The sequence below is a fragment of the Streptococcus mitis genome, assembly GCF_002096755.1.
GTDB lineage: Bacteria > Bacillota > Bacilli > Lactobacillales > Streptococcaceae > Streptococcus > Streptococcus mitis_AC.
The window spans coordinates 54,618-77,665 of record NZ_NCVF01000018.1; the positions used below are offsets into that span (position 1 = coordinate 54,618).

The window sequence follows — 23,048 nt, forward strand, 5'->3', positions numbered from 1 at the left end:
TAGACGTTTTCTCTATCCAGATTGCTTTTTTATAAAATTTTAGTGAATTTTTTCAGATATGATTTGACAAGCCAATTCTTTTGGTGTAGAATCATGTTATAAAATCTAACACAAAGGAGATTCCTTATGGCTTTAGTAGAATTTGAACACGTCGAAAAATATTACGGAGACTACCACGCACTCCGCGACATCAATCTCCGTTTTGAAAAAGGACAAGTCGTTGTCCTACTCGGACCATCTGGTTCTGGGAAATCCACTCTTATCCGCACCATCAATGGTTTAGAGCCTGTTGACAAGGGAAGCCTTCTAGTAAATGGTCGCCAAGTTGCTGGTGCCAGCCAGAAAGATTTGGTACCTCTTCGCAAGGAAGTCGGCATGGTTTTCCAACATTTTAACCTCTATCCGCATAAAACAGTGTTAGAAAACGTAACACTTGCACCTATAAAAGTTCTAGGAATTGATAAAAAAGAAGCTGAAAAAACAGCCCAAAAATATCTGGAATTTGTAAATATGTGGGACAAGAAAGATTCATATCCAGCTATGCTGTCTGGTGGACAAAAGCAACGGATTGCCATTGCACGTGGACTCGCTATGCATCCAGAACTCCTTCTCTTTGATGAACCAACATCTGCCCTAGACCCTGAAACCATCGGTGATGTTCTGGCAGTTATGCAAAAATTGGCCCACGATGGTATGAATATGATTATCGTTACCCATGAAATGGGTTTTGCTCGTGAAGTTGCCGATCGCATCATCTTTATGGCTGACGGAGAAGTTTTGGTAGATACGACAGATGTCGATGACTTTTTCGACAATCCAAGCGAACCTCGTGCCCAACAATTCCTCAGCAAAATTATCAACCACGAAAGTGACAAAGTCAAATAAGGAGGCGCCTATGAAAAAGAAATTCTTTTTATCAGCATTACTGATTAGCCTTTTCGGCCTTGCTACTGCAAAACCAGTTCAGGCTGATACCAGTGTCGCAGACATTCAAAAGAGAGGCGAGCTGGTTGTCGGTGTGAAACAAGATGTTCCCAATTTCGGTTACAAGAATCCCAAGACAGGAACCTATTCTGGTATCGAAACCGACTTGGCCAAGATGGTAGCAGATGAGCTCAAGGTCAAGGTTCGCTATGTGCCTGTTACCGCACAAACCCGTGGACCACTCCTAGACAATGAACAGGTCGATATGGATATCGCGACCTTTACCATCACAGACGAACGCAAAAAACTCTACAACTTCACCAGCCCCTACTACACCGACGCTTCTGGCTTTTTGGTCAATAAATCTGCCAAAATCAAAAAGATTGAGGACCTAAATGGCAAAACCATCGGAGTTGCCCAAGGTTCCATTACTCAGCGCCTGATTACTGAACTGGGTAAAAAGAAAGGCCTGACCTTTAAATTCGTCGAACTTGGTTCCTACCCAGAATTGATTACTTCCCTACACGCTCATCGTATCGATGCCTTTTCCGTTGACCGCTCGATTCTGTCTGGCTACATCAGCAAGCGCACAGAACTACTAGATGATAGTTTCAAGCCATCTGACTACGGTATCGTCACCAAGAAATCAAATACCGAGCTCAACGACTATCTCGATAACTTGGTCACCAAATGGAACAAGGATGGCAGTTTGCAAAAACTCTATGACCGTTACAAGCTGAAACCATCCAGCCATACTGCAGATTAAGGAGGACACCCCATGACAGATTTATCATCTTGGACTGCCTATTTTCAGGATTTTGGACAATTTTTCAATGGTTTCCTCTTCACTCTTGCCCTAGCTATCGGATCCTTTATCCTAGCCATGGTTTTGGGCATCTTCTTTGGAGCCATGTCAACCAGTAAACGTCCGATTTTGCGCATTTTAGCTCGCATCTTTGTGGAGTTTTACCAAAACACTCCCCTCTTGGTGCAGTTTGTTATCGTTTTTTATGGTCTACCTCTTATCAGTGACCATACCATCATGATTCCGATTTATTGGACAGCTGTTCTCTGCGTGGGTCTCTATCACGGCGCCTATATCGCTGAGGTTATTCGCTCAGGTATTCAGTCTATTCCTAGTGGTCAGATGGAGGCCGCCTTGTCGCAAGGTTTTACCTTTATCAGTGCCATGCGCTTGATTATCTTGCCTCAGGCCTTTCGTATCATTCTTCCTCCTTTGACCAACCAAATCGTCAACCTCATCAAAAACACCTCCACCGTCGCTATCATCTCTGGAGTGGACTTGATGTTTGTGACCAAGTCTTGGTCAGCACTTAACGGAAACTACATTCCAGCATTTTTAGGAGCTGCCCTTCTCTACTTTTCTCTTTGCTTTCCTGTTGCCCAGTTTGGTCGCAAAATGGAGCAAGCCAATAAAAAAGCCTATTCACTTTAGGAGGTTACTATGGAATCCATTTTAGAAGTTTTGACCCCAGATAACCTAGTCTTTATCTTTAAAGGATTTGGCTTGACCCTCTACATTTCTCTGATTGCCATCGTCCTCGCTACACTTATCGGTACAGTTCTAGCAGTCATGAGAAATGGGAAAAATCCTATCTTGCGCATCATTTCCAGCATTTACATCGAATTTGTGCGTAACGTTCCCAACCTCCTCTGGATTTTCACTATCTTTTTAGTGTTCAAGATGAAATCCACACCAGCAGGAATCACTGCCTTTACCCTCTTTACATCAGCAGCCTTGGCTGAGATTATCCGAGGCGGTCTCAATGCCGTGGACAAAGGCCAGTACGAAGCAGGAATGTCACAAGGATTTACATCAGCCCAAATCCTCTACCACATCATTCTCCCACAAGCAATCCGTAAAATGCTGCCAGCCATCATTTCTCAGTTTGTAACCGTGATTAAGGATACCAGCCTCCTCTACTCTGTTATCGCCCTACAAGAACTCTTTGGAGCCAGCCAAATTCTCATGGGCCGTTATTTCGAACCAGAGCAAGTGTTTAGTCTTTATATCCTGATTGCCCTCATCTACTTCAGCTTCAACCTAGCAATTTCGAGCCTATCTCATATGCTAGCAAAACGTTGGCAACAAGCTGCAGAATAAACAACCACTCTCCAGTTAAATTGGAGAGTTTTTTTGATGAGAGTAGATATTTATAGACCTCAATTTGACACCATACTTTTTCTATGATAAAATGTAACAAATTTATTTACAACAAATCAAAATCTTAATGAAATGGAATTTTTTATGAAATCACTCAAAGGACTACTCTTTATCATAGCTAGTTTTGTCTTGACTATTTTGACTTGGATGAACACTTCTACCCAATTCATGATTCCAGGACTAGCTTTAACAAGCCTATCTCTGACTTTTATTCTAGCCACTCATCTCCCACTACTAGAAAACTGGTTTCACGGTTTGAAGAAGGTCTACACCGTCCACAAATTCACAGCCTTTCTCTCCATCATCCTACTAATCTTTCATAACTTTAGTATGGGCGGTTTGTGGGGCTCTCGTTTAGCTGCTCAGTTTGGCAACCTTGCCATCTATATTTTGTCAGTATCATCCTTGTCGCCTATTTAGGCAAATACATCCAATACGAAGCTTGGCGATGGATTCACCGTCTGGTTTATCTAGCTTATATTTTCGGACTCTTTCATGTCTACATGATGATGGGCAATCGCCTTCTCACATTTAACCTCCTAAGTTTTCTTGTTGGTAGCTATGCCCTTTTAGGCTTACTAGCTGGTTTTTACATCATCTTCCTTTATCAAAAGATTTCCTTCCCCTATCTAGGGAAAATTACCAATCTCAAACGCTTAAATCACGATACTAGAGAAATTCAAATCCATCTTAGCAGACCTTTCAACTATCAATCAGGACAATTTGCCTTCCTAAAGATTTTTCAAGAAGGTTTTGAAAGTGCTCCGCATCCCTTTTCTATCTCAGGAGGTCATGGTCAAACGCTTTACTTTACTGTCAAAAATTCAGGTGACCCTACCAAGAATATCTATGACAATCTTCAAGTCGGTAGCAAAGTAACCGTTGACAGAGCTTACGGACACATGATTATAGAAGAAGGACGAGAAAATCAGGTTTGGATTGCTGGAGGTATTGGGATCACCCCCTTCATCTCTTACATCCGTGAACATCCTATTTTAGATAAACAGGTTCACTTCTACTATAGCTTCCGTGAAGATGAAAATGCAGTCTATCTAGATTTGCTCCGTGACTATGCTCAGAAAAATCCTAATTTTGAACTCCATCTAGTAGACAGTAGGAAAGACGGCTATCTTAATTTTGAGCAAGAAGAAGTGCCCGAACATGCGAGCGTCTATATGTGTGGTCCTCTTTCTATGATGAAGTCACTTGCCAAACAGATTAAGAAACAAAATCCAAAAACAGAGCTTATTTACGAAGGATTCAAGTTTAAATAACCACTCATACTCTCCTGGAATTTCCCAGGAGTTTTTTCTACGCAATCTCAAAAAACACTGCCAGATTTCTAGCAGTGTTTTGAGTTTTATTTATCTTAGTAAACTGTTTTTTCAGTTTCTACATCGAAGAAGTGTGCTTTGTTCAAGTCAAATCCAAGTTCAACTGTTGCACCTGTTTGCAAGTAGTCACGAGCGTCAACTTTAGCAACAAATTCATCTTTACCAACTTGGCAGTAAAGGTGAGATTCTGAACCAAGCAATTCTGATACAGAGATAGTAGCTTTGACAACTGATTCTGGGAATGTTTCAAGGAAAGCAGGTTCTGCATTCACGTCTTCTGGACGGATACCGAAGATCAATTCTTTACCTTCGTAGCCTTTTTCACGAAGAACTTTCAATGCTCCTTCTGGAACTTTCAAACGGAAACCGTCAGAAACAATTTCGCTACCAACCAATTTCACGTTGATGAAGTTCATAGCTGGGCTTCCGATGAATCCTGCTACGAATTTGTTAACTGGGTTTTTGTAAACTTCTTGAGGAGTACCGATTTGTTCTACACGTCCGATAGTACCTGTACCAGCAGGGTTCTTAGTTGCTGACATGATAACGATACGGTCTGCAAGTGTCATCGCTTCTGTTTGGTCGTGAGTTACGTAGATAGTTGTAGCTCCGATACGACGGTGGATTTTAGCGATTTCAGCACGCATAGATACACGAAGTTTGGCATCCAAGTTTGACAAAGGTTCATCCATCAAGAATACTTTTGCATCACGGACGATAGCACGCCCCATAGCAACACGCTGACGTTGACCACCTGAAAGGTCAGCTGGTTTACGTTCCAAAAATTCTTTCAATCCAAGGATTTCAGCTGCTTCTTGTACACGTTTGTCGATGTCTTCTTTGCTGTATTTACGCAATTTCAAACCGAAAGCCATGTTGTCATAAACAGTCATGTGTGGGTAAAGAGCGTAGTTTTGGAATACCATGGCGATGTCACGGTCTTTTGGAGCTACGTCGTTGACAACCACGCCATCGATAGATGCAGTACCTTCTGTGATGTCTTCAAGACCAGCAATCATACGAAGAGTTGTTGATTTACCACATCCTGAAGGACCTACGAAAACGATAAATTCTTTGTCTTTGATGTCCAAGTTGAAGTCTTCAACTGAATAGTGTTCGCTGTTTGGATATTTTTTGTAAATGTTTTTAAGATTCAATTCTACCATGAGGTGAACTCCTTTTGTCTTTTGATAGTTTTATTATAGATGAAAACGCTTTACATTTCTATGGCAAGGTGACCAAAAAAATAAAAAAGTTCTGTGCAACTTGCACAAAACTTTAGAGAATATCTGGTAAAATCAATTGATAACACAGGGTCAAGTCAGTCAATTCTTTCAACTGAAGCCCTGTCAACTCTTCCCATTTATCAATCTTGTATTGGAGAGAATTGCGGTGCAGATAGAGTTGCTGGGCTGTTTTAGTGAGAACAGCACTATTTTCCCAAAGAGAGAGAATGATTTCCTGAATCTGATCTTGATCCAAAATCATCTGATGTAGACATTCCTTGATTGCCTTCAAGTCCACGAGTCTTTCTCCTATACTCCAAAGATAGAGCTGAGAAAAAGTATGAACACCTTGGTGACCATGACGCCACCAAGTCTTAAACAAATCGCGCTCTGCTTTGATTAAGTCTGATAGGGCTTGATGTCCTGTCTGAGACCAAACCTGGCCCAACATGATTGACAGACGAAGTCCAAAGTCATACTCAACCGCTTCAATCGTATCACTTAAAATAGCTCGTACAGAAGTGTATTTATCTTGTTGAAGTACGAAAACATAATCCTGAGCTCCTACCTGAAGCACTGTCTGACAGTTAGGAAATAGAGTCCGCATCATATCTAGCCAAGAGGATAGATTTTCCTGCTGAAAATAGGAAAGATGACAATAAACCAACTGAATCTTTTTGAAAGCTTGCGGTGCTTGTCCCTTGCCCTCAACCAGATAAGAATACCAAGGATTGAGCGAACGAGCCTGCTCCTGCTGGGTCAAAAGGGCAACTAACTGCTTTTCACGCTCACTGAGGCCAGTTTCCTCAAGCAAAATCCACTGCTGAGAAGCTAAAGGGAGAGTGAGATAGCCCTCTTTCTCTGCTGGTTGGTCTGAAATCTGAGCCTCAGGAAACCAGTCTTGTAATTCTTTTGCCATCATGTCCTAGCCCTCCACTTTTTGGATGCACCACGAAATCAAGCTCTCAAGACGTTCCAGATTTTCAGTCATATGGAGATAGCCCATGACTGCTTCAAAACCTGTGGACATACGGTAAGTCACCACATCAGCATTTTTGGCCTTGGTGTGACTATTGGTATTGCGACCACGTTTGTAGATTTCTTCTTCTTTTTCCGTTAAGACTTGCTCCTCTAACATAAGAGAAATCAGGTGAGCCTGAGCCTTGGCTGAGACATACTTGGTCGCCTCTTGGTGGAGTTTATTGGGCTTGGTCATACCTTTGAGGATGAGGTGACGGCGAATATACATAGAATACACCGCGTCCCCCTCAAAAGCTAACGCAATCCCGTTAATGAGATTGACATCAATCACGCGTCCACCTCACTCCATCTTTGGTGTCAAGGAGCTTAATCCCTTGATCAGCCAATTGGTCACGGATCTGGTCCGCTGTCGCAAAGTCACGATTGGCACGCGCTTCTTGGCGTTTTTGAATCAAGGATTCGATCTCAGCGTCCAAAACTTCCTCAACAAAGACAATTCCAAAGACTTCCAACATATCCGCAAGAGCTTGCTTGACACTTGCATCATAGTTGCCGGAATTGATCCATTTGGCCATTTCAAAGACTACTGTGATTCCATTGGCAGCGTTGAAATCCTCATCCATAGCTGCTATAAACTTGTCTTTAAAAGCCTGTAACTCTTGAGCATCTACAATCCCAGAAAATGGTTGTTCGTAAGTGTTCTTTAGATACTTGAGATTAGTCTCTGCATCACGCACTGCCTTTTCCGTAAAGTTGATAGGCTTACGGTAATGTTGAGTCGCAAAGAAGAAACGAAGTACTTGCCCATCGAGGGTTTTAAGGGCATCATGTACGGTAATAAAGTTGCCCAAGGACTTGGACATCTTGACATTGTCGATATTGACAAAGCCATTGTGCATCCAGTAGTTGGCAAAGGTCTTGCCTGTTTTGGCTTCTGACTGGGCAATTTCATTGGTGTGATGTGGAAACTCTAAGTCGGCTCCACCACCGTGGATATCAATGGTATCGCCCAAAATCTCTGTTGACATGACCGAACACTCGATGTGCCATCCCGGACGACCAGATCCCCAAGGACTGTCCCAAGAAATCTCGCCTGATTTGGCAGATTTCCAGAGGGCAAAGTCTACAGGATTTTCCTTACGAGCCGTTTCTTCATCGGTACGACCTGAAGCACCTAGCTCCAAGTCTTCCAAGGTTTTATTGGCCAATTTGGCATAGTTGTGGGATTTTTCCACACTGAAATAGACATCCCCTTGGCTCTCATAAGCAAAACCTTTTTCAATTAAGTCTTCCACAAAGCGAATAATGTCATCCATAAACTCCACCACACGCGGATGGCGAGTCGCAGGTTTGACACCCAAGGCCGTCACATCCTCACGAAAGGCAGCGATATACTTGTCCGCAACCTCCTGAGGTGTGATACCCTCTTCCTTGGCACGGTTGATAATCTTATCATCCACATCCGTAAAATTGGAAATATAGGCAACCTCGTACCCACGGTACTCAAAATAGCGACGAACCGTATCAAAAGCTACTGTTGAGCGGGCATTCCCCACGTGGATATAGTTATACACCGTTGGCCCACAAACATACATCTTAACTTTGCCGTCCTCAATCGGGACAAATTCTCGCAAATCACGAGACATAGTGTCATAGATTTTAATCATAAATCATAATCAGGAAAGCTAAAATCCAAGAACAGTTAGTCTCATCACTGAGAGTTCAATTGAATTTCAGTCCGAATGTCTCTACACTTCGGAATCCCTTGCTCCTTTCTCATTCAGATAAACCACCTGAGTCTGTTTGACAAAGCCAATTTTTTCATACAAACGTTTGGCACCTACATTGCTATCTTCTACTGCAATCTGAAATTTCTTATCATTTTGCTCAATTAGTTGGTTGACAAGTGATTTTGCTAAGTAGCTTCCATAGCCTTTCCCACGTTCAGGTTCAGATATTGCTAAACCGTAGAAGTAATTCGTATTAGTCGATAAATCTACCGTGCAAGTTCCAATAACCTGACCGTCTTTTAACAAAATATATAAGCGACTTTCTGGATCCTTCAGAGCTTCAGCGACATATCTATCCACAATCTCTCTAGACTCATGTTCCTCTGAGAATGCCTGAAATTTTAACTGACTAATTTGCTCCTGATACGAACTATCTGCTAACAAAACTTCAAGATTAGAAACATTTGCTAACTGATAAGGTTTTCTATCCTTACCTAACCAGGTTTCTGTCTCTTCATCCTCGACCAATCCCCAGTTGCTAACAAAATCAGGATGGCGGTCTAGAAAAACACGCTCTGTCTGAAAAGTGACTGATCGAATAGAAAAAGAAACTGTTTCTCTCTCAAAACTAGTAAACAATGCACGCGCAATTCCCTGACGGCGATGATCTGGATGAACCAGTATCGTCACCTCCACATCTTGGTCATCAGCATAGACAGTTAAGAGACCAACAAGTTCGCCTTTTTCATAATAAAGGAAAAAGGCGGGCATGTTTGGGTCAAAATTAAGCATGTTAGAAAGATAGGGATCACGATAGGTACCGTCATAGTTTTGGCAACAGTTAATTAGTTTTTTCGCCTCAGATAACTCCTCTTGGCTTAACTTGTTTCTTGCTTGAATCATATAGGTATCCTCTACAAACCAGACGATCTGTGACTTACATCTTTAGCCTGCTCGAGTTTATTGACGTAGTACTCTCGTTTTTCTTCGACTTCGTGGATCGTCGGTTCATCCTTCTGTCCATGAACTCGGACAATCTTGGCCGGAATACCGACAACCGTCACATCACTAGGTACATCTGCTACGACAACTGCTGCAGCACCGACCTTGGCATTTGCACCAATTTCTACAGGACCAATAACTTGGGCATGTGCTGATATAAGGGCACCCTGACGAACGGTCGGATGGCGTTTGCCAACATCCTTACCAGTCCCACCAAGAGTCACTCCGTGATAAAGGAGAACACCTTTTTCAACGATCGCTGTTTCCCCAATCACCAAACCAGAGCCATGGTCGATAAAGACACCTGAATCAATCTGGGCGCCTGGATGAATCTCAATCTGAGTCCAAAAGCGCCAAAACTGACTGTGCATACGAGCCAGGAGTTTGAAGCCATGCTTCCAGAGAAAATGCGAAAGACGGTGGGCCGCCAAGGCCTTGACACCTGGATAAGTCAGCAAAACCTCCAAAGTGGTGCGGGCCGCTGGATCATTTTCTTTTACGATATCAATGGTTTCGCGCCACCATCCCATACATTTCTCCTTTTCTTATTCTGAATCTTTTGGTGTTTCTGTAAATTCTTTCTTAGGTTTGTGGTCCTTGTGATGACGTGGGCGGTGAGGTTTCTCAGACTTTTCGCCTTTTTCATCACGTTCAGGTTTTGGAGGACGAGGAAGAAGGGCTTTCATAGAAGCATCCACACGTCCTTTTTCATCAATTTTGATAATCTTAACATCAACTTCATCACCGATTGCTACTAAGTCTTCGACATTATTGGTACGCGTCCAAGCCATCTCCGAGATATGAACAAGGGCATCTGTCTTATCAAAGAGGTTAACAAAGGCACCAAATTTCTCGATACGAACGACTTTAGCACGGTAAACTTCGTCCACCTTAGCTTCACGGACCAAACCAGCAATAATTTCTTTAGCACGGTTAATAGCATCTTGGTCGCTAGAGTAGATAGACACATTTCCTTCTTCATCGATATCAATCTTAACACCTGTTTCGGCGATAATCTTGTCGATGGTTTCTCCACCCTTACCGATGACAATCTTAATCTTGTCCACATCAATCTTGATGGTATCAATTTTCGGAGCAGTTGGAGCCAATTCTGGACGAACTTCTGGAATGGTTGTTTCAATCACATCAAGGATTTCAAAACGAGCTTTCTTGGCTTGGGCAAGGGCTTCAGTCAAGATTTCTGCAGTGATCCCTTGAATCTTGATATCCATTTGTAGGGCTGTAATCCCGTCACGAGTACCTGCAACCTTAAAGTCCATATCTCCAAAGTGATCTTCCAAACCTTGGATATCTGTCAATACTGTATAGTTGTTTCCATCTGAAATAAGACCCATGGCAATCCCTGCTACTGGCGCCTTGATTGGCACACCACCAGCCATAAGGGCAAGAGTTCCCGCACAGATAGAAGCTTGAGATGAAGAACCATTTGATTCCAAGACTTCTGCTACCAAACGGATAGCGTATGGAAATTCCTCCAAGCTTGGCAAGACTTGAGCAAGGGCACGCTCACCGAGAGCACCGTGACCGATTTCACGACGACCTGGCGCACCGTAACGACCAGTTTCCCCTACAGAGTATTGTGGGAAGTTATAATGGTGCATAAAGCGTTTCTTGTACTCTGGATCCAAACCATCGATGATTTGAGTTTCTCCCATTGGGGCCAAAGTCAAGACTGAAAGAGCCTGAGTTTGTCCACGAGTGAAGAGACCAGAGCCGTGCACACGAGGAAGGAAGTCAACAACCGCATCCAAAGGACGGATTTCATCAACCTTACGACCGTCAGGACGTACCTTATCTTCTGTGATCAAACGGCGCACTTCAGCGTGTTCCATTTGTTCCAAGATTTCAGCCACATCTCGCATGATACGGTCAAATTCTTCATGGTCCGCATATTTTTCTTCGTAAACGGAAATAACTTGGTCCTTAACTGCTTGAGTTGCAGCTTCACGAGCCAATTTTTCTTCTACTTGGACCGCTTTTTGGAGGTCACTGTTGTAGGCTGCGATGATTTCAGCTTGCAAGTCAGCGTCCACATGAAGCAATTCCACTTCTGCTTTTTCTTTACCGACTGCTGCAACGATTTCTTCTTGGAAGGCAATCAATTCTTTGACTGCTTCGTGCCCTTTAAGGAGCGCTTCCAGCATGATTTCTTCTGATAATTCTTTAGCACCAGACTCTACCATGTTGATGGCGTGCTTGGTACCAGCTACTGTCAATTCAAGGAGAGATTGCTCTGCTTGTTCTTGCGTAGGGTTGATGATGATTTGACCATCTACATAACCCACCTGTACCCCAGCAATTGGACCGTCAAATGGAATATCTGAAATGGAAAGTGCCAAGGATGAACCAAACATAGCAGCCATTGGTGCAGAAGCATTTTCATCATAAGAAAGCACGGTGTTGATGACTTGGACTTCGTTACGGAAACCTTCCGCAAACATAGGACGGATTGGACGGTCAATCAAACGCGCTGTCAAAGTCGCATCTGTTGAAGGACGTCCTTCACGCTTCATAAAGCCACCAGGAAACTTCCCAGCCGCATACATTTTTTCTTCGTAGTTGACTTGAAGTGGGAAGAAATCCCCAGTTGCCATTTTCTTAGACATAACGGCTGCAGTCAAGACAGTTGACTCACCGTAACGTACAACAACAGAGCCATTTGCCTGCTTAGCAACCTGACCAGTCTCTACAATTAACTCACGACCCGCAAAAGTCGTTTGAAACACTTGTTTTGTCATTTTAATCCCCTTTGGATTGATGAAATTATACGCCTTGCCTACAAAGATCAAGATACTAAGCCGTCAAGCAACTCAAAGGAAAATAGGAAATCTAACGACGGAGCGACTGCTCCTAGGCAGATTTATCTTTTTCCACAGAGTTGTAGGCGTGTTCAATTAATCAAGATATTTTGGACGATTCGGCTTGCCGAACATTTCTGTAGAAAAATAGGAAGGTGACTTTGCACTCGATAAGTGCTAGGAAGCTTATCTTTTTTCCTAAGAAATGAGACCAAAATTCAATTAAGTATCTTTTTGATATTTCCCTGAAATAGTGCGGACGGGAGGTAAAATTATCCAGTGGATGATTTTAGAAATCCAATGGAATTTCAATGGTAATTTTTAATTACTTCGCCTTTTCATCTCTATGCTCAGGCTAAAATAGTTTCCCGAACTATTTTACTCTCAAAAATTCCGTCCTAGAAAATAACAGAGTTATTCTCTAGGATACCACGATAGCGTGAAATATCTTTTAAATACTCACTCCGTTCGTGTTTTCTGAGACACACATTATCAGATTTTGTTTAAAAAATAATCAACTTTAAACAAACTTCTACAACCTAAATACCCTCATCTTTGTATCAAGTACGTACAGAGTCTATTTTATCATATTTTTCTTAAAAAGTGCGGTCTTTACCATTAAAAAGGAACCATTCCCCTCAGCTGAGAAGAATGGTTTGCTTTTTATTATCCTAGAGACTGATGATTAAACAAGGCATGGGTTGCTTGATGAATGTATTTTGCTGTTTCAGCATTGTTCATGGTGTAGAGATGCACACCGGCAACATCCTGAGTTACCAAGTCCACGATTTGGTCCACGGCATAGGCAAGTCCTGCTGCTCTGAGCGACTCAGGGTCATGCTCATACTTGTCTAAGATGGCTTTAAATTTGCGTGGAAGATGGATATTCTCACAAGTCTTCAAGAGACGGAGAGCCTGATTTCGATTCAGAATTGGCATAATCCCTGCATGAATGGGAATATCAATCCCAGCCAAAGTACATTTGTCTTGGAAATCATAGAAGCGCTCATTGTCAAAGAAAAGCTGGGTTACAAGGCTCGAACAACCTGCATCCACTTTCTTCTTAAGATTTTGAATATCTGAAATCTGATTTGGTGAATCTGGATGGCCTTCTGGATAACAAGCACCAACAATATCAAAGTGAGGGGCTTGTTCCTTGATGAACTCAATCAAGTCAGTTGCATAGCGGAAATCCTTTTGCGGCTCCACATCAGGGATAATATCCCCACGCAAAGCCAAGATTTTCTGTACCCCAACCTTGTCCAAGTCAGCAATGGTTTCAGCCACCTTGTCCTTAGTCAAATAGATGGCTGGCAAGTGGGCAATAGTCGGAATCGTCAAGTCATTTTGGATAAAGTCAGCCAAACGAACCGTCGTTTCCTTGATATTAAATTTATTATTGCTGGCAGTTACACTGATAAAGTGAGGTGCCAACTCCTGCATATTTTGAAGAGCAGCAATAATCTTATCGTTGCCTACTGCTGGGTTTGGAGGAAACACTTCAAATGAGAGTGACGGTGTTTGGCGTGACATAGTCCTTATCCTTTTCTAGTTGATTTTTTTCGTTAGCTGGATTCCTAGAATCCAAGTGAAACAGGCAGATTGACCAAACAGCGCTTCTAGAGAAATCCTATCCTACAATTTCTCACGCGCAGCTTTAGCTGCTTCAACAAGGCGGATCAAGCTTTCTTTTGTTTCTGGAATACCACGTGTTTTCAAACCACAGTCAGGGTTGATCCAAACTTTCTTGCTTGGCACTTTAGCAAGGATGGCTTCGATTGTGTGGTCGATTTCGCCTTCATTTGGCACACGAGGTGAGTGGATATCGTAAACCCCAGGTCCCACTTCTGTTTGGAAGTTTTTCGCTTTGAGTTCGTCCAAGATTTCAAGGTTTGAACGGCTTGCCTCAAATGAGATAACGTCCGCATCCATGTTGTCGATAGCTGGGATGATATCTGTAAATTCTGAGTAACACATGTGAGTGTGGATTTGTGTGTCTGGCGCTACTGTTGAGTGCACCAAGCGGAAGGCAGGAATTGCCCAGTCAAGGTAGTCTTCGTACCAGTCACTACGACGGAGTGGCAATTTTTCACGAAGAGCAGCCTCGTCGATTTGAATGATTTTCACACCAGCAGCTTCAAGGTCAAGTACTTCATCCTTGATAGCAAGGGCGATTTGAAGAGTAGAATCCTTGATAGAGATGTCTTCACGTGGGAATGACCAGTTGAGAATAGTTACTGGTCCAGTCAACATACCTTTAACAGGTTTGTTTGTACGGCTTTGTGCATAGCTAGACCATTTAACAGTAATAGGGTTAAGACGAGTTACATCACCCCAGATGATTGGTGGTTTAACTCCACGCATACCGTATGATTGTACCCAACCATTTTTAGAGAAGAGGTAACCTGACAAGTTTTGACCGAAGTACTCAACCATGTCGTTACGCTCAAATTCACCGTGAACAAGGACATCAAAGTCAATATCTTCTTGCCATTTGATCCATTCATCGATCGTTTCAGCAAGGAAAGCGTCATACTCTTCTTGAGACAATTCACCTTTACGGTAAGCCAAACGTTTAGCACGAACTTCTTTAGTTTGAGGGAATGAACCGATAGTTGTTGTTGGAAGAGCTGGAAGTTTGAATGCTTCTTCTTGGATAGCTTCACGTTCTGCAAAGGCTGGCAAACGAGTGTAGTCTGCGTCCGTCAAGCCAGCGATACGCGCACGAAGTTCAGCATTAACACCAACACGCTCAGTCGCAAAGAGTTCTTTGTTAGCTGCAAGTGCTTCTTCACCTTGACCATTGCGGATAGCATCCAAATCACGAATCTCATCCAATTTTTCAACTGCAAAGGCAAAGTGGTTCAAGATTGCTGGTTCAAATTCTTCATTAGCAGTTGTAAATGGCACATGAAGAAGTGAGCATGAGCTTGTCAAGACAATGTTTTCAGCTGGGATTTGCTCAAGAACAGCCAAGCTCTTTTCGTAATTGTTGCGCCAGATGTTTTTACCATTGACAATACCTGCATAAAGAGTCTTATCAGCTGGGAAACCACCTTTAACAAGTTCAAGAGTTTTCTTACCTTCAACGAAATCAAGACCGATAGCATCTACTGGCAATTTCACAAGGTCAGCGTAAACGTCACGAACGTCACCGAAGTAAGTTTGAAGCAAGACTTCAAGACCTTTTTTGTCAGCCAAAAGTTTATTGTAAAGGTTCAAGAAGAGAGCTTTTTCTTCAGCTGTCAAGTCTTTTACAAGAGCAGCTTCATCCAATTGGATACGAGTCGCACCAAGTTCTGCCAATTTAGCAAAAACTTCTTGGTAAGCAGCCACTAAGCTGTCTACGAAGTCTTCTGCTTTCACGCCTTCTTCAAAGTCTGACAATTGAAGGAAAGTGAATGGACCTACAAGAACAGGACGAGTGTTGAGACCAAGTTCTTTTGCTTCTTGGAACTCATCAAAGATTTTGTGACCTGCAAGTTTGACTTGAGTGTCTTTTTCAAATTTAGGAACGATGTAGTGGTAGTTGGTATTGAACCATTTCTTCATTGGAAGGGCGCGAACGTCTCCTTTTTCTCCTTGGTAACCACGACCCAAAGCGAAGTAGCGCTCAAGGTCAGACAATTCCAAGTTTTGAACTGAAGCAGGTACCACGTTGAAAAGGAAAGCTGCATCTAGGAAGTTGTCATAGTGAGAAAAGTCATTTGATGGGATTTCAGTGATGCCTTTTTCTTTGACAATGTTCCAGTGTTTAGCACGCAAGTCTTTTGCGGCTGCCAAGAGTTCTTCTTCTGAGATTTCTTTTCTAAAGTATTTTTCAGTTGTAAATTTTAATTCGCGGAATTCTCCCAAACGAGGGAAACCGATGATTGTAGTTGACATGATGTGTCCTCCAAAATTTGTTGTTGAAACTATCTTAACAGAAAAGAAATCATCTGTATAATTGTAAAAAATTAGGCTTTGATATAGTTTGAAACTATATCTCCGTTTTAGACAAAAGAAAAAGACCTAGGACAAATGTCTCAAATCCTTTGTGTAGCTTGTTTTATAGCTTTATTTCAGTTAGACGGTTCAAACGCGTTATTAGTAATTCTTATAAGTGACTATGGCTTGTTATTAGAAAAGACTATAAGTTGATTTTTCTATATTATACACTTGAGGCACTATAACTGTTAAATTTGTTAAAGTTTTCCAACTTCTTCCCATCAACTCTTTCTCTGTTCGAGGGGGACGACTGCTAGTGTCTTTCCTAAACTGGCTAAAACTTTCAATACCGTATCCAACTGGGGGCTAGTCTTGCCTGTTTCCATCCTAGCTATGACAGGCTGGCTTACTCCACTAAGTTCTTCCAGCTTTTTCTGATTGATTCCTTGCTTATGTCTGGCTTCAATCAACTCGCTCATGATAGCTACTCGCATATCACTTCCAAGTAGTTCCTCCTTGGTAAAGAGTTCTGACCGGACATCCTTCCAATTGCTACCAATAGCACTATTCTTCATCACTTACCTCTCTTTCTTTTAAGTCCTTCAGTTCACGCTTGATTTTTAATTATAACTCAAAAGTTATTAAAAGTAAATCTGAACACTCATAAAAAGAAGACCTTAGAAAAATTCCAAAGGTATCATCTTTATTATTCGAAAAAATTACGGAAAGAGTTACAAATCGAAGACAATCCTTACTATTATTCCAGCTCAATCCCCTTCTCTCGGAGATTAGCCAGACACTCCTCATAGTAGGTAGCGTCATGTTCGCTGTAAATAGGACTAGTCAACTTTCCCTCTGCTAAATCTTGATAAGGAGAGCAAGTCTTACCACGATAGTTTTTATCCAGCCACTCTGGACTGACATTATATCCACGGTCAGCCATTTCCTTCATGATCAAGTCATGATAGGCATAGAGACGATAGGGCGACTGAGTAAAGACATAGTCCACCGTTGCATGCTTTCTGCCCCAGCCATTGCCACGCAGGGCGCAACACTCTCGATGTTGACCCAAGAGTTGAGGACGAGGAAGTTGTGAAATCAAAGCCTCATGCCAAAGTCTCATGGGAGTCCCCTTTCAATAAAGTCGAATGTTGCAAGTAGGTATTGGGATAACGATCAAGCAAGTCTCGAGTCTTAGCAATCACATCTTCCTTAGAAGCCTGACCAAAGCGGTAGCGATCCAGCAGGAGCATATAGTCCTTGCGCTCAGCATCTGTCGCTTTCTTTTTAAAATAGCCCCAAATATGCTGAAAGGCATTACAAACCTGACCCCTGTGTTCTGGAATCTGGCAGGCACGGTCAATCATCTCTTGAACCATACTCACCTCCACCTCTTCATTCTTGAGATATTGACGAATATCATTGTAAATATTGCTAGAATGACTCAAAACGAGGTATTTGTTTCTCGCCCAGAGTTGCTGGCAAAGGGCACGTTGGTTGTTAGTTTCCATATTTCTCCTTACTTTCTACTAGTTCCCCGGAAATATGGAAACAAAGTTATATCTTAAAAATGAGCGAATTACGAGCGAATTGATTACGCCCATCACCCTTCAAACTCTTTCAAAAACTCTTTAAATTCGGCATCGGCTTCTGGTGTGGTTCCGTGTAGTTGACCGAGCATTTCAAGTAAAGAAGCTGTTTGCTTTTCAATCTCATCATTGGTCTTGTTAATCTTGCTAACGATGTCTGTCAGTGGTTCGACTTCTTCTTCCTCAAAGGTATATACATAGCGAGGGATATTGAGGTTATAATCATTTTCGACGATTTCTTCATAACTTGCCAGATGGGCAAATTTGTCAATCTCCTCACGTGACTTGTAGGCTTCCAGAATCTTCTCGATATGAGCATCCGTCATGATATTCTGGTTTTTCCCCTTATCAAACTCCTTAGAAGCATCGATAAAGTAGACATCACGATTGGTACGGTTCTTTTTGAGAATGATAACCGTAGTCGGAATGCTGGTATTAAAGAAGATGTTGGCTAAGAGAATTTTATTTTATTGCTTTATTCAGAGCCTCCCTTAATTCTTCATCAACTGCATAAATATATAAACCATTTACACCACGTGTTAACAAAACATTCAGTTCATTTCTCAACAGTCTTTCGCCATAATTTGCTTTTTCACCATTTGCAAGTTTACGATTTTGAACAGCCCCCTTATTTTTACTTTCAGAAATATCATAAATAACTTTGCCGTTTCTATACTTCACAGAAGGTCCGATAATAACACCTACATAATTCAAGTCAAAACCCTGAACTGTGAACGTAGATCCTATTTCATTAATTGTCTGAGATTGTTCTATCCAGGATAATTTAGCTTCTTCCTTCTTCGTTGGCTTTAATTGTTGATTCCAAGGTGCTTTCCAATCATCAATTTCTACAAACCATTTTGAATCTTTTATCTTCTCCACCTTCTTCTTCTCTTCAACAAATGGCCAATCATATGTTGCAACTAATCTAGAAATACCTAGTTTTTGATCTTTATTCTTTAACTTAATAGCTTTTTGTAGTTCCAAAGGAGAATCAAAGATCCTAATATCATATTGCTTATCTTTTGTTAATTTCTTGATTTCACAATCATCAATAATAGTTCTAATCCAATTAACAGTTTCAGGATTTGCTTTTATTCTCATTTGATTACGTAATTCAATTAAATTCCCTTCTAGATTAGCCTCATGTTCCAATTCTAAAAAAGTATTATCAGTCCATATTTGAGATTTACTCATAATCTGTTTATCATCATAAACCAAAACAACTACTTTCGACTGTGCTAATAAATCATTTAAATGATTTCCTCCAAGATATGCTTGATTTTTCGCAGTAAGAAGTAAATGCCCTTCGTCAACTATAACGACTCCTGCTTTAATCTTTTCTTTTCTCAAGGCATTTAAAAATTGAGTAGGCTTCATCGCTACTTCCAAAGTAGAGCCACTATTCCAATTTAGTTTTCTTTCAATTTCTTTATATACACTTAATTGATTATTATGATTTACAACAAGATTAATGTAATTATTATCTTTAATAAATGAAATATCTTCAGAATTTAATAAATCATCTACCAACGAACTCATTAAAACTGTTTTCCCTGCTCCAGCTTCTCCTTTAACTAGGATAAGAGTCCCTTCTTGACCTTTACTAATAGAAGCAATTATTTTATTAATAATAGTATTTTTAGCTTCGATTTGTTCTTCGGTTAATTTATGAAAGGGAGATGCTTTAAAAATTGCTGAATTTCGAACAATACTCTCAATCGGAAATAAAGACTGATTCCTTTTTCTCAGTGAACGCCAAATTTTTGAAAAAATTGAATCTAATTCGTTGGATGTATAATATTCATTTTGAGGATTTTCTTTTCTATTTTGTACTCTTATAACATTACCAACACTTGAAAGATAAAGCATTAAACGATTTTCTATGTCCAGAGTTAAAGACTTATTAAAATGATTGTGACCAATTATAAACATCTTCGTTGTCGAAGATGTTGCAAAATCTCTCCAATCATCTCTGTTTTCTTTCTTTATATCATCTGTTAAGTGTTGACTAGTTCGCCGAATTATATTAGCTGTTTCTCCTACATATACACTAAATTGCTTATTCTTCTCATCGTTAACAATATAAACAACTGGATAATCAAATAAAAATTTTATATCATTTTTATTTTCACTAGATTTAAGTTGACTTTTAAGATTTACCAGTGAACTGCTTGAATACTCGATCTCTCTTACAATTGGACTTTTTATTTTAACCATTATTTCTCCAACTCAGTATATTTTTTATTATTCCCTTTACTTAGGTTTACAGGATATTTCCGATTATTATCAACTAATTTATCTTCAATAATCTTTTCTACATCTAACTGTAAATTATCTGCCAACATAAAGCTATAAATTAGAACATCAGCTAGTTCCTCTTTTATTCTTTCCAATGATTTGCTGGTGACCTCTTTAGACTCCTTCCATTGAAATAATTCCAAAAGTTCACTCGCTTCGATCGAAATTGAAATAGCTAAATCTTTTTCATTATGAAATTTTCTCCAATCACGATCATCTCGAAATTTATTAATTTTATCAATTGTTGATTTCATTTTAATTCTCCAATGTAAATCTACTAATATATAGTATAACATGAATCAGTTTTATAAATGTGATAAATATAATAAAAAAGAAGGATTTACTCCTTCTCTGTGAGCACTATTCAATTTCAATCCCTTATTTAGTTAGAATTTCTATTAATTCCTCATCATTAAGTGATTTATTATCACTAAACCTAATTGCATTATCATAATAAGCTTCATAGTATTCAGGTGATAATAATGTCATATCTAAGATGTAGCTTTTATCTTTATCCTTTTGATAATTTGCTACTATCTCTGATTCTCGTAATTCTTTTTGAGATTTTGGTGTACCATTAATCCTTTGGTACTTTTCCATCAACTGCAAGTGTTGAAAAATTACTGAAATATATCTAGAAGGATTTACTAGAAATCTTTTACTTACAACAGACTTCGGAACTAAGATAAGAAGTTCCTCTACACCATTTTCATTAGGAGCAAGGACATACTGGCTTTCAAAGGTAGCCCACTCATGACTCTCGGAATCCCAATAATCAAAACGTTGTACTTCATTACTGATTTTTAAACCGTGTAATCGAGCTTGTTCTAAAGAATATAAAATCAATTCTTTTTTTAATAAACTTACTAACAAATCAGACATCCTATCTTCTGAAAAACTCTTTACGAAAATCGGCATCGCTATAGGTGTCAGTAATTTTTCTTTGATTTTATCTACCGATTTATAGACATACCCAAAAAATTGATCAAGCATCTTCATTGAAACACCTGTACCTTTGGAGTTACTCTCAGAATATCCAAAGTGGATAGCATTACATTCTTTAGAGTGTGAAAACAATTGAAATGCACCTGCTTTATTACCCAAAGTGTACATTTTATAGACTGTATTGACAAAATCATTAACAATATTTCTAAACCGATCTGGTAAGAGCAATGGATCTACAAACAATCTAACATCCTTTGATGTATCTATATCAACAAAATCCAATCCTACTTGGATTGATTCTCTATTTAATAAGTTTGATATTCTAATAATATGTACCTCTTTTTTCTATATTTTGTAGAAAAAAGAAAATTATCAAAATGAGATTTACATTTCTTTTATTTAGTGTTAGAATAAAAGAGAATTTTTGAAATAGTGCTCATATCGCATTTTGAAATTCACCATCTCTAACTAGTCGTCAGCCCCCACTGACGTCTTTTTTCTACAATTCATATTATACCAAACAAAAACAAAAAAGCAATATTGTTTTTCTATATATAGTGTTTATTTTTTTAAAAAATAGAATAAACCACAATATTTAGTGCAATGTTTTTAAAAAGACTATAAAGACTAATCTTTTTATTTTTAACTTTCAACATTTAGGTATTAAATAAACTATTGATTCTATCCAGAATTTAAACAACTTATTTATTAACTATTATTTATTTCTCTACAATTTTGTTAATATATAAATTATCCACGAATCCACAAAAGTCCCCTTAGAAATCCGCTTCTAAGGGGTTGTCTTTATCCTGCTGCTTGGGCTGGTTCTGCTGGTTTAGTCTTTTTATCTTTCTTGCTGCTAGTGATGAGACGACGCTTGCTATCTCGGATACTATTGAGTTCCTTGAGGAGTTGGGTCAGGTGTTCCTTTTCAGGGTAGGCTTCTGCACTGGCTGCGGTATAGCGCATAAAGAGGTCGTAGCTAGTTGAAAGTTCGGTACGGAGTTGTCTAGTCTTGCCAACTTCCTTTGCAGACTTAGAAGCACGCGCCTTACTCTCCACTTGGTCATATTCCTCTTGAGCATTGACCACAGCCGTCAGCATGGGTGTCAGTCCTAGACTGGTAACTGCCTCATGATAGGGTGTTTCACTCAGAGTTTTGAGCAAGCTCTTGATTTCTGCCGTTTCCACATCGTTGCTATGCTTAGTGATGTCCTTGTACTTGGCAAAGACTGGTTTCAGAGTTTCATGAGCTTCTTTGAGCTTGGCATCCTTAATCTTAGCAAATCCTCTATGAAGGGTAAAAAGACCGACCAAGGCACTATCACGATTGCGATCCACTTCTGTCAGATTACTAGACTCTTTCGTCTCCACCACCGCAAGTTGAGCTTGAAAATCATCTAGCTTGGTCTTGAAGGGTTCCAAATGTTTGGCATACATTCCCTCATCCTTGTTTGCCTTAGAAAAAGTTGCCAAACTTTGATGAGTATCCATCATCAGGCTTTCAAACTCACGGTTGGTAAAGTTGCTGTAACTAAGAGGGCGAATAGCGTATGTTTTTGTCATGATGATATCCTTTCTATTTAACGAATCATTTTGTTTTTTCTTTATCAAACCAAGACTGGATTAGTTCTGGAAGATAGACCTGTTTTTGATCTGTTTTTACAATGCTTCCTTGTCTACCATGTTGAATCAAAGGTCTATCCTTAAATACAAAGACTTGAAACAATACACAGACCAATAATACAATTCCAACTACAGGAAATGACCATAGTACACTCTCCTCATCATCTCTAACTTTCTTCATTAATTTTTCTCCTTTAAGTTGATACATTCATTCTAACAGTTTCCAAAACCATTTTAACCCCCATCCGCTCAACTGTCATTATTTCCATCTAAAATGTACTTTTCAGGACAAATCAGACATTTCCAACTTAAAAAATCTCTATCTGACTAGACATACATACCATCCATCAGATAGAGACTCTTACTATTTTTAGATTTTACCTTTTCGAGCTCTAGAATACATATAAACTTTAGGTAAGATGACTATTCAAAAGCTAGAAGACCCCAAATCTTTCTCAG

General features: G+C 40.1%; 21 protein-coding genes and 2 pseudogenes. 5 read left to right on the plus strand and 18 right to left on the minus strand.

Going from position 1 to position 23,048, the window contains the following annotated elements; genetic code table 11:
- The first annotated feature begins 126 nt into the window (after positions 1-126).
- The 5 genes and pseudogenes from B7700_RS01625 to B7700_RS01650 all read left to right on the plus strand — a co-directional run bounded on the left by B7700_RS01625 (position 127) and on the right by B7700_RS01650 (position 4,383).
- The gene (locus B7700_RS01625; RefSeq protein ID WP_084886695.1) at positions 127-885 is read left to right on the plus strand and encodes an amino acid ABC transporter ATP-binding protein; all 759 of its coding nucleotides are present in this window, start codon (positions 127-129) and stop codon (positions 883-885) included.
- 10 nt (positions 886-895) lie between these two features.
- Positions 896-1,690 (plus strand): transporter substrate-binding domain-containing protein, encoded by a 795-nt coding sequence (locus B7700_RS01630; protein ID WP_084886697.1) that lies wholly within the window; start codon positions 896-898, stop codon positions 1,688-1,690.
- Positions 1,691-1,702: 12 nt separating this feature from the next.
- Complete coding sequence (locus B7700_RS01635; protein WP_084886699.1) at positions 1,703-2,380, plus strand: amino acid ABC transporter permease; 678 nt, start codon at positions 1,703-1,705, stop codon at positions 2,378-2,380.
- 9 nt (positions 2,381-2,389) lie between these two features.
- On the plus strand, positions 2,390-3,049 hold the full coding sequence (locus B7700_RS01640) for an amino acid ABC transporter permease (protein ID WP_000443882.1): 660 nt from the start codon (positions 2,390-2,392) through the stop codon (positions 3,047-3,049).
- Between the two features lie 144 nt (positions 3,050-3,193).
- Positions 3,194-4,383 (plus strand): annotated as a pseudogene (locus tag B7700_RS01650) (ferredoxin reductase family protein).
- Positions 4,384-4,478: 95 nt separating this feature from the next.
- Here the strand turns inward: B7700_RS01650 and B7700_RS01655 are convergent.
- The 18 genes and pseudogenes from B7700_RS01655 to B7700_RS01745 form a co-directional block, all read right to left on the minus strand.
- A complete protein-coding gene (locus tag B7700_RS01655) occupies positions 4,479-5,609 on the minus strand; it encodes an ABC transporter ATP-binding protein (protein WP_000229952.1) in 1,131 nt (376 codons plus the stop codon).
- Between the two features lie 112 nt (positions 5,610-5,721).
- A complete protein-coding gene (locus B7700_RS01660) occupies positions 5,722-6,591 on the minus strand; it encodes a helix-turn-helix domain-containing protein (protein ID WP_084886701.1) in 870 nt (289 codons plus the stop codon).
- A gap of 3 nt (positions 6,592-6,594) precedes the next feature.
- Positions 6,595-6,981 (minus strand): Mini-ribonuclease 3, encoded by a 387-nt coding sequence (locus B7700_RS01665; protein ID WP_070528982.1) that lies wholly within the window; start codon positions 6,979-6,981, stop codon positions 6,595-6,597.
- The gene (cysS, locus tag B7700_RS01670) at positions 6,974-8,317 is read right to left on the minus strand and encodes a cysteine--tRNA ligase (protein WP_084886703.1); all 1,344 of its coding nucleotides are present in this window, start codon (positions 8,315-8,317) and stop codon (positions 6,974-6,976) included. The genes B7700_RS01665 and cysS overlap by 8 nt, the downstream gene beginning before the upstream one ends.
- A gap of 81 nt (positions 8,318-8,398) precedes the next feature.
- On the minus strand, positions 8,399-9,283 hold the full coding sequence (locus tag B7700_RS01680; protein ID WP_084886705.1) for a GNAT family N-acetyltransferase: 885 nt from the start codon (positions 9,281-9,283) through the stop codon (positions 8,399-8,401).
- A gap of 11 nt (positions 9,284-9,294) precedes the next feature.
- The gene (gene cysE / locus B7700_RS01685; protein ID WP_084886707.1) at positions 9,295-9,912 is read right to left on the minus strand and encodes a serine O-acetyltransferase; all 618 of its coding nucleotides are present in this window, start codon (positions 9,910-9,912) and stop codon (positions 9,295-9,297) included.
- A 15-nt stretch (positions 9,913-9,927) separates the two neighbouring features.
- The gene (gene pnp, locus B7700_RS01690; RefSeq protein ID WP_084886709.1) at positions 9,928-12,141 is read right to left on the minus strand and encodes a polyribonucleotide nucleotidyltransferase; all 2,214 of its coding nucleotides are present in this window, start codon (positions 12,139-12,141) and stop codon (positions 9,928-9,930) included.
- A gap of 726 nt (positions 12,142-12,867) precedes the next feature.
- Positions 12,868-13,734, minus strand: coding sequence for a methylenetetrahydrofolate reductase [NAD(P)H] (metF, locus tag B7700_RS01695; RefSeq protein WP_000089955.1), 867 nt, complete (start codon positions 13,732-13,734; stop codon positions 12,868-12,870).
- A gap of 102 nt (positions 13,735-13,836) precedes the next feature.
- Entirely contained in the window at positions 13,837-16,086 is a 2,250-nt protein-coding gene (gene metE, locus B7700_RS01700) for a 5-methyltetrahydropteroyltriglutamate--homocysteine S-methyltransferase (protein WP_084886710.1), read from the minus strand.
- Positions 16,087-16,409: 323 nt separating this feature from the next.
- Positions 16,410-16,703 carry a helix-turn-helix domain-containing protein gene (locus B7700_RS01705; protein ID WP_142358591.1) on the minus strand — a complete coding sequence of 98 codons (294 nt, stop codon included), beginning with the start codon at positions 16,701-16,703 and terminating at the stop codon, positions 16,410-16,412.
- A gap of 182 nt (positions 16,704-16,885) precedes the next feature.
- A complete protein-coding gene (locus B7700_RS01710; RefSeq protein ID WP_084886712.1) occupies positions 16,886-17,251 on the minus strand; it encodes a TIGR02328 family protein in 366 nt (121 codons plus the stop codon).
- Positions 17,235-17,639, minus strand: a complete 405-nt coding sequence (locus B7700_RS01715; protein ID WP_084886714.1) for a YbgA family protein — start codon at positions 17,637-17,639, stop codon at positions 17,235-17,237. Before B7700_RS01715 ends, B7700_RS01710 begins: the two co-directional genes overlap by 17 nt.
- Positions 17,640-17,731: 92 nt before the next feature.
- Positions 17,732-18,175 (minus strand): annotated as a pseudogene (locus tag B7700_RS01720) (N-6 DNA methylase); the annotation flags it as partial.
- Between the two features lie 4 nt (positions 18,176-18,179).
- Positions 18,180-19,937 carry a DUF2075 domain-containing protein gene (locus tag B7700_RS01725; protein WP_084886718.1) on the minus strand — a complete coding sequence of 586 codons (1,758 nt, stop codon included), beginning with the start codon at positions 19,935-19,937 and terminating at the stop codon, positions 18,180-18,182.
- Positions 19,937-20,272 (minus strand): nucleotide pyrophosphohydrolase, encoded by a 336-nt coding sequence (locus tag B7700_RS01730; protein WP_049500217.1) that lies wholly within the window; start codon positions 20,270-20,272, stop codon positions 19,937-19,939. Before B7700_RS01730 ends, B7700_RS01725 begins: the two co-directional genes overlap by 1 nt.
- Positions 20,273-20,396: 124 nt before the next feature.
- Entirely contained in the window at positions 20,397-21,206 is an 810-nt protein-coding gene (locus B7700_RS01735) for a hypothetical protein (RefSeq protein ID WP_239822542.1), read from the minus strand.
- Positions 21,207-21,767: 561 nt separating this feature from the next.
- Complete coding sequence (locus B7700_RS11175) at positions 21,768-22,529, minus strand: DUF6261 family protein (protein WP_192855644.1); 762 nt, start codon at positions 22,527-22,529, stop codon at positions 21,768-21,770.
- Between the two features lie 25 nt (positions 22,530-22,554).
- On the minus strand, positions 22,555-22,770 hold the full coding sequence (locus B7700_RS01745) for a hypothetical protein (protein ID WP_084886720.1): 216 nt from the start codon (positions 22,768-22,770) through the stop codon (positions 22,555-22,557).
- Positions 22,771-23,048 lie beyond the last annotated feature (278 nt).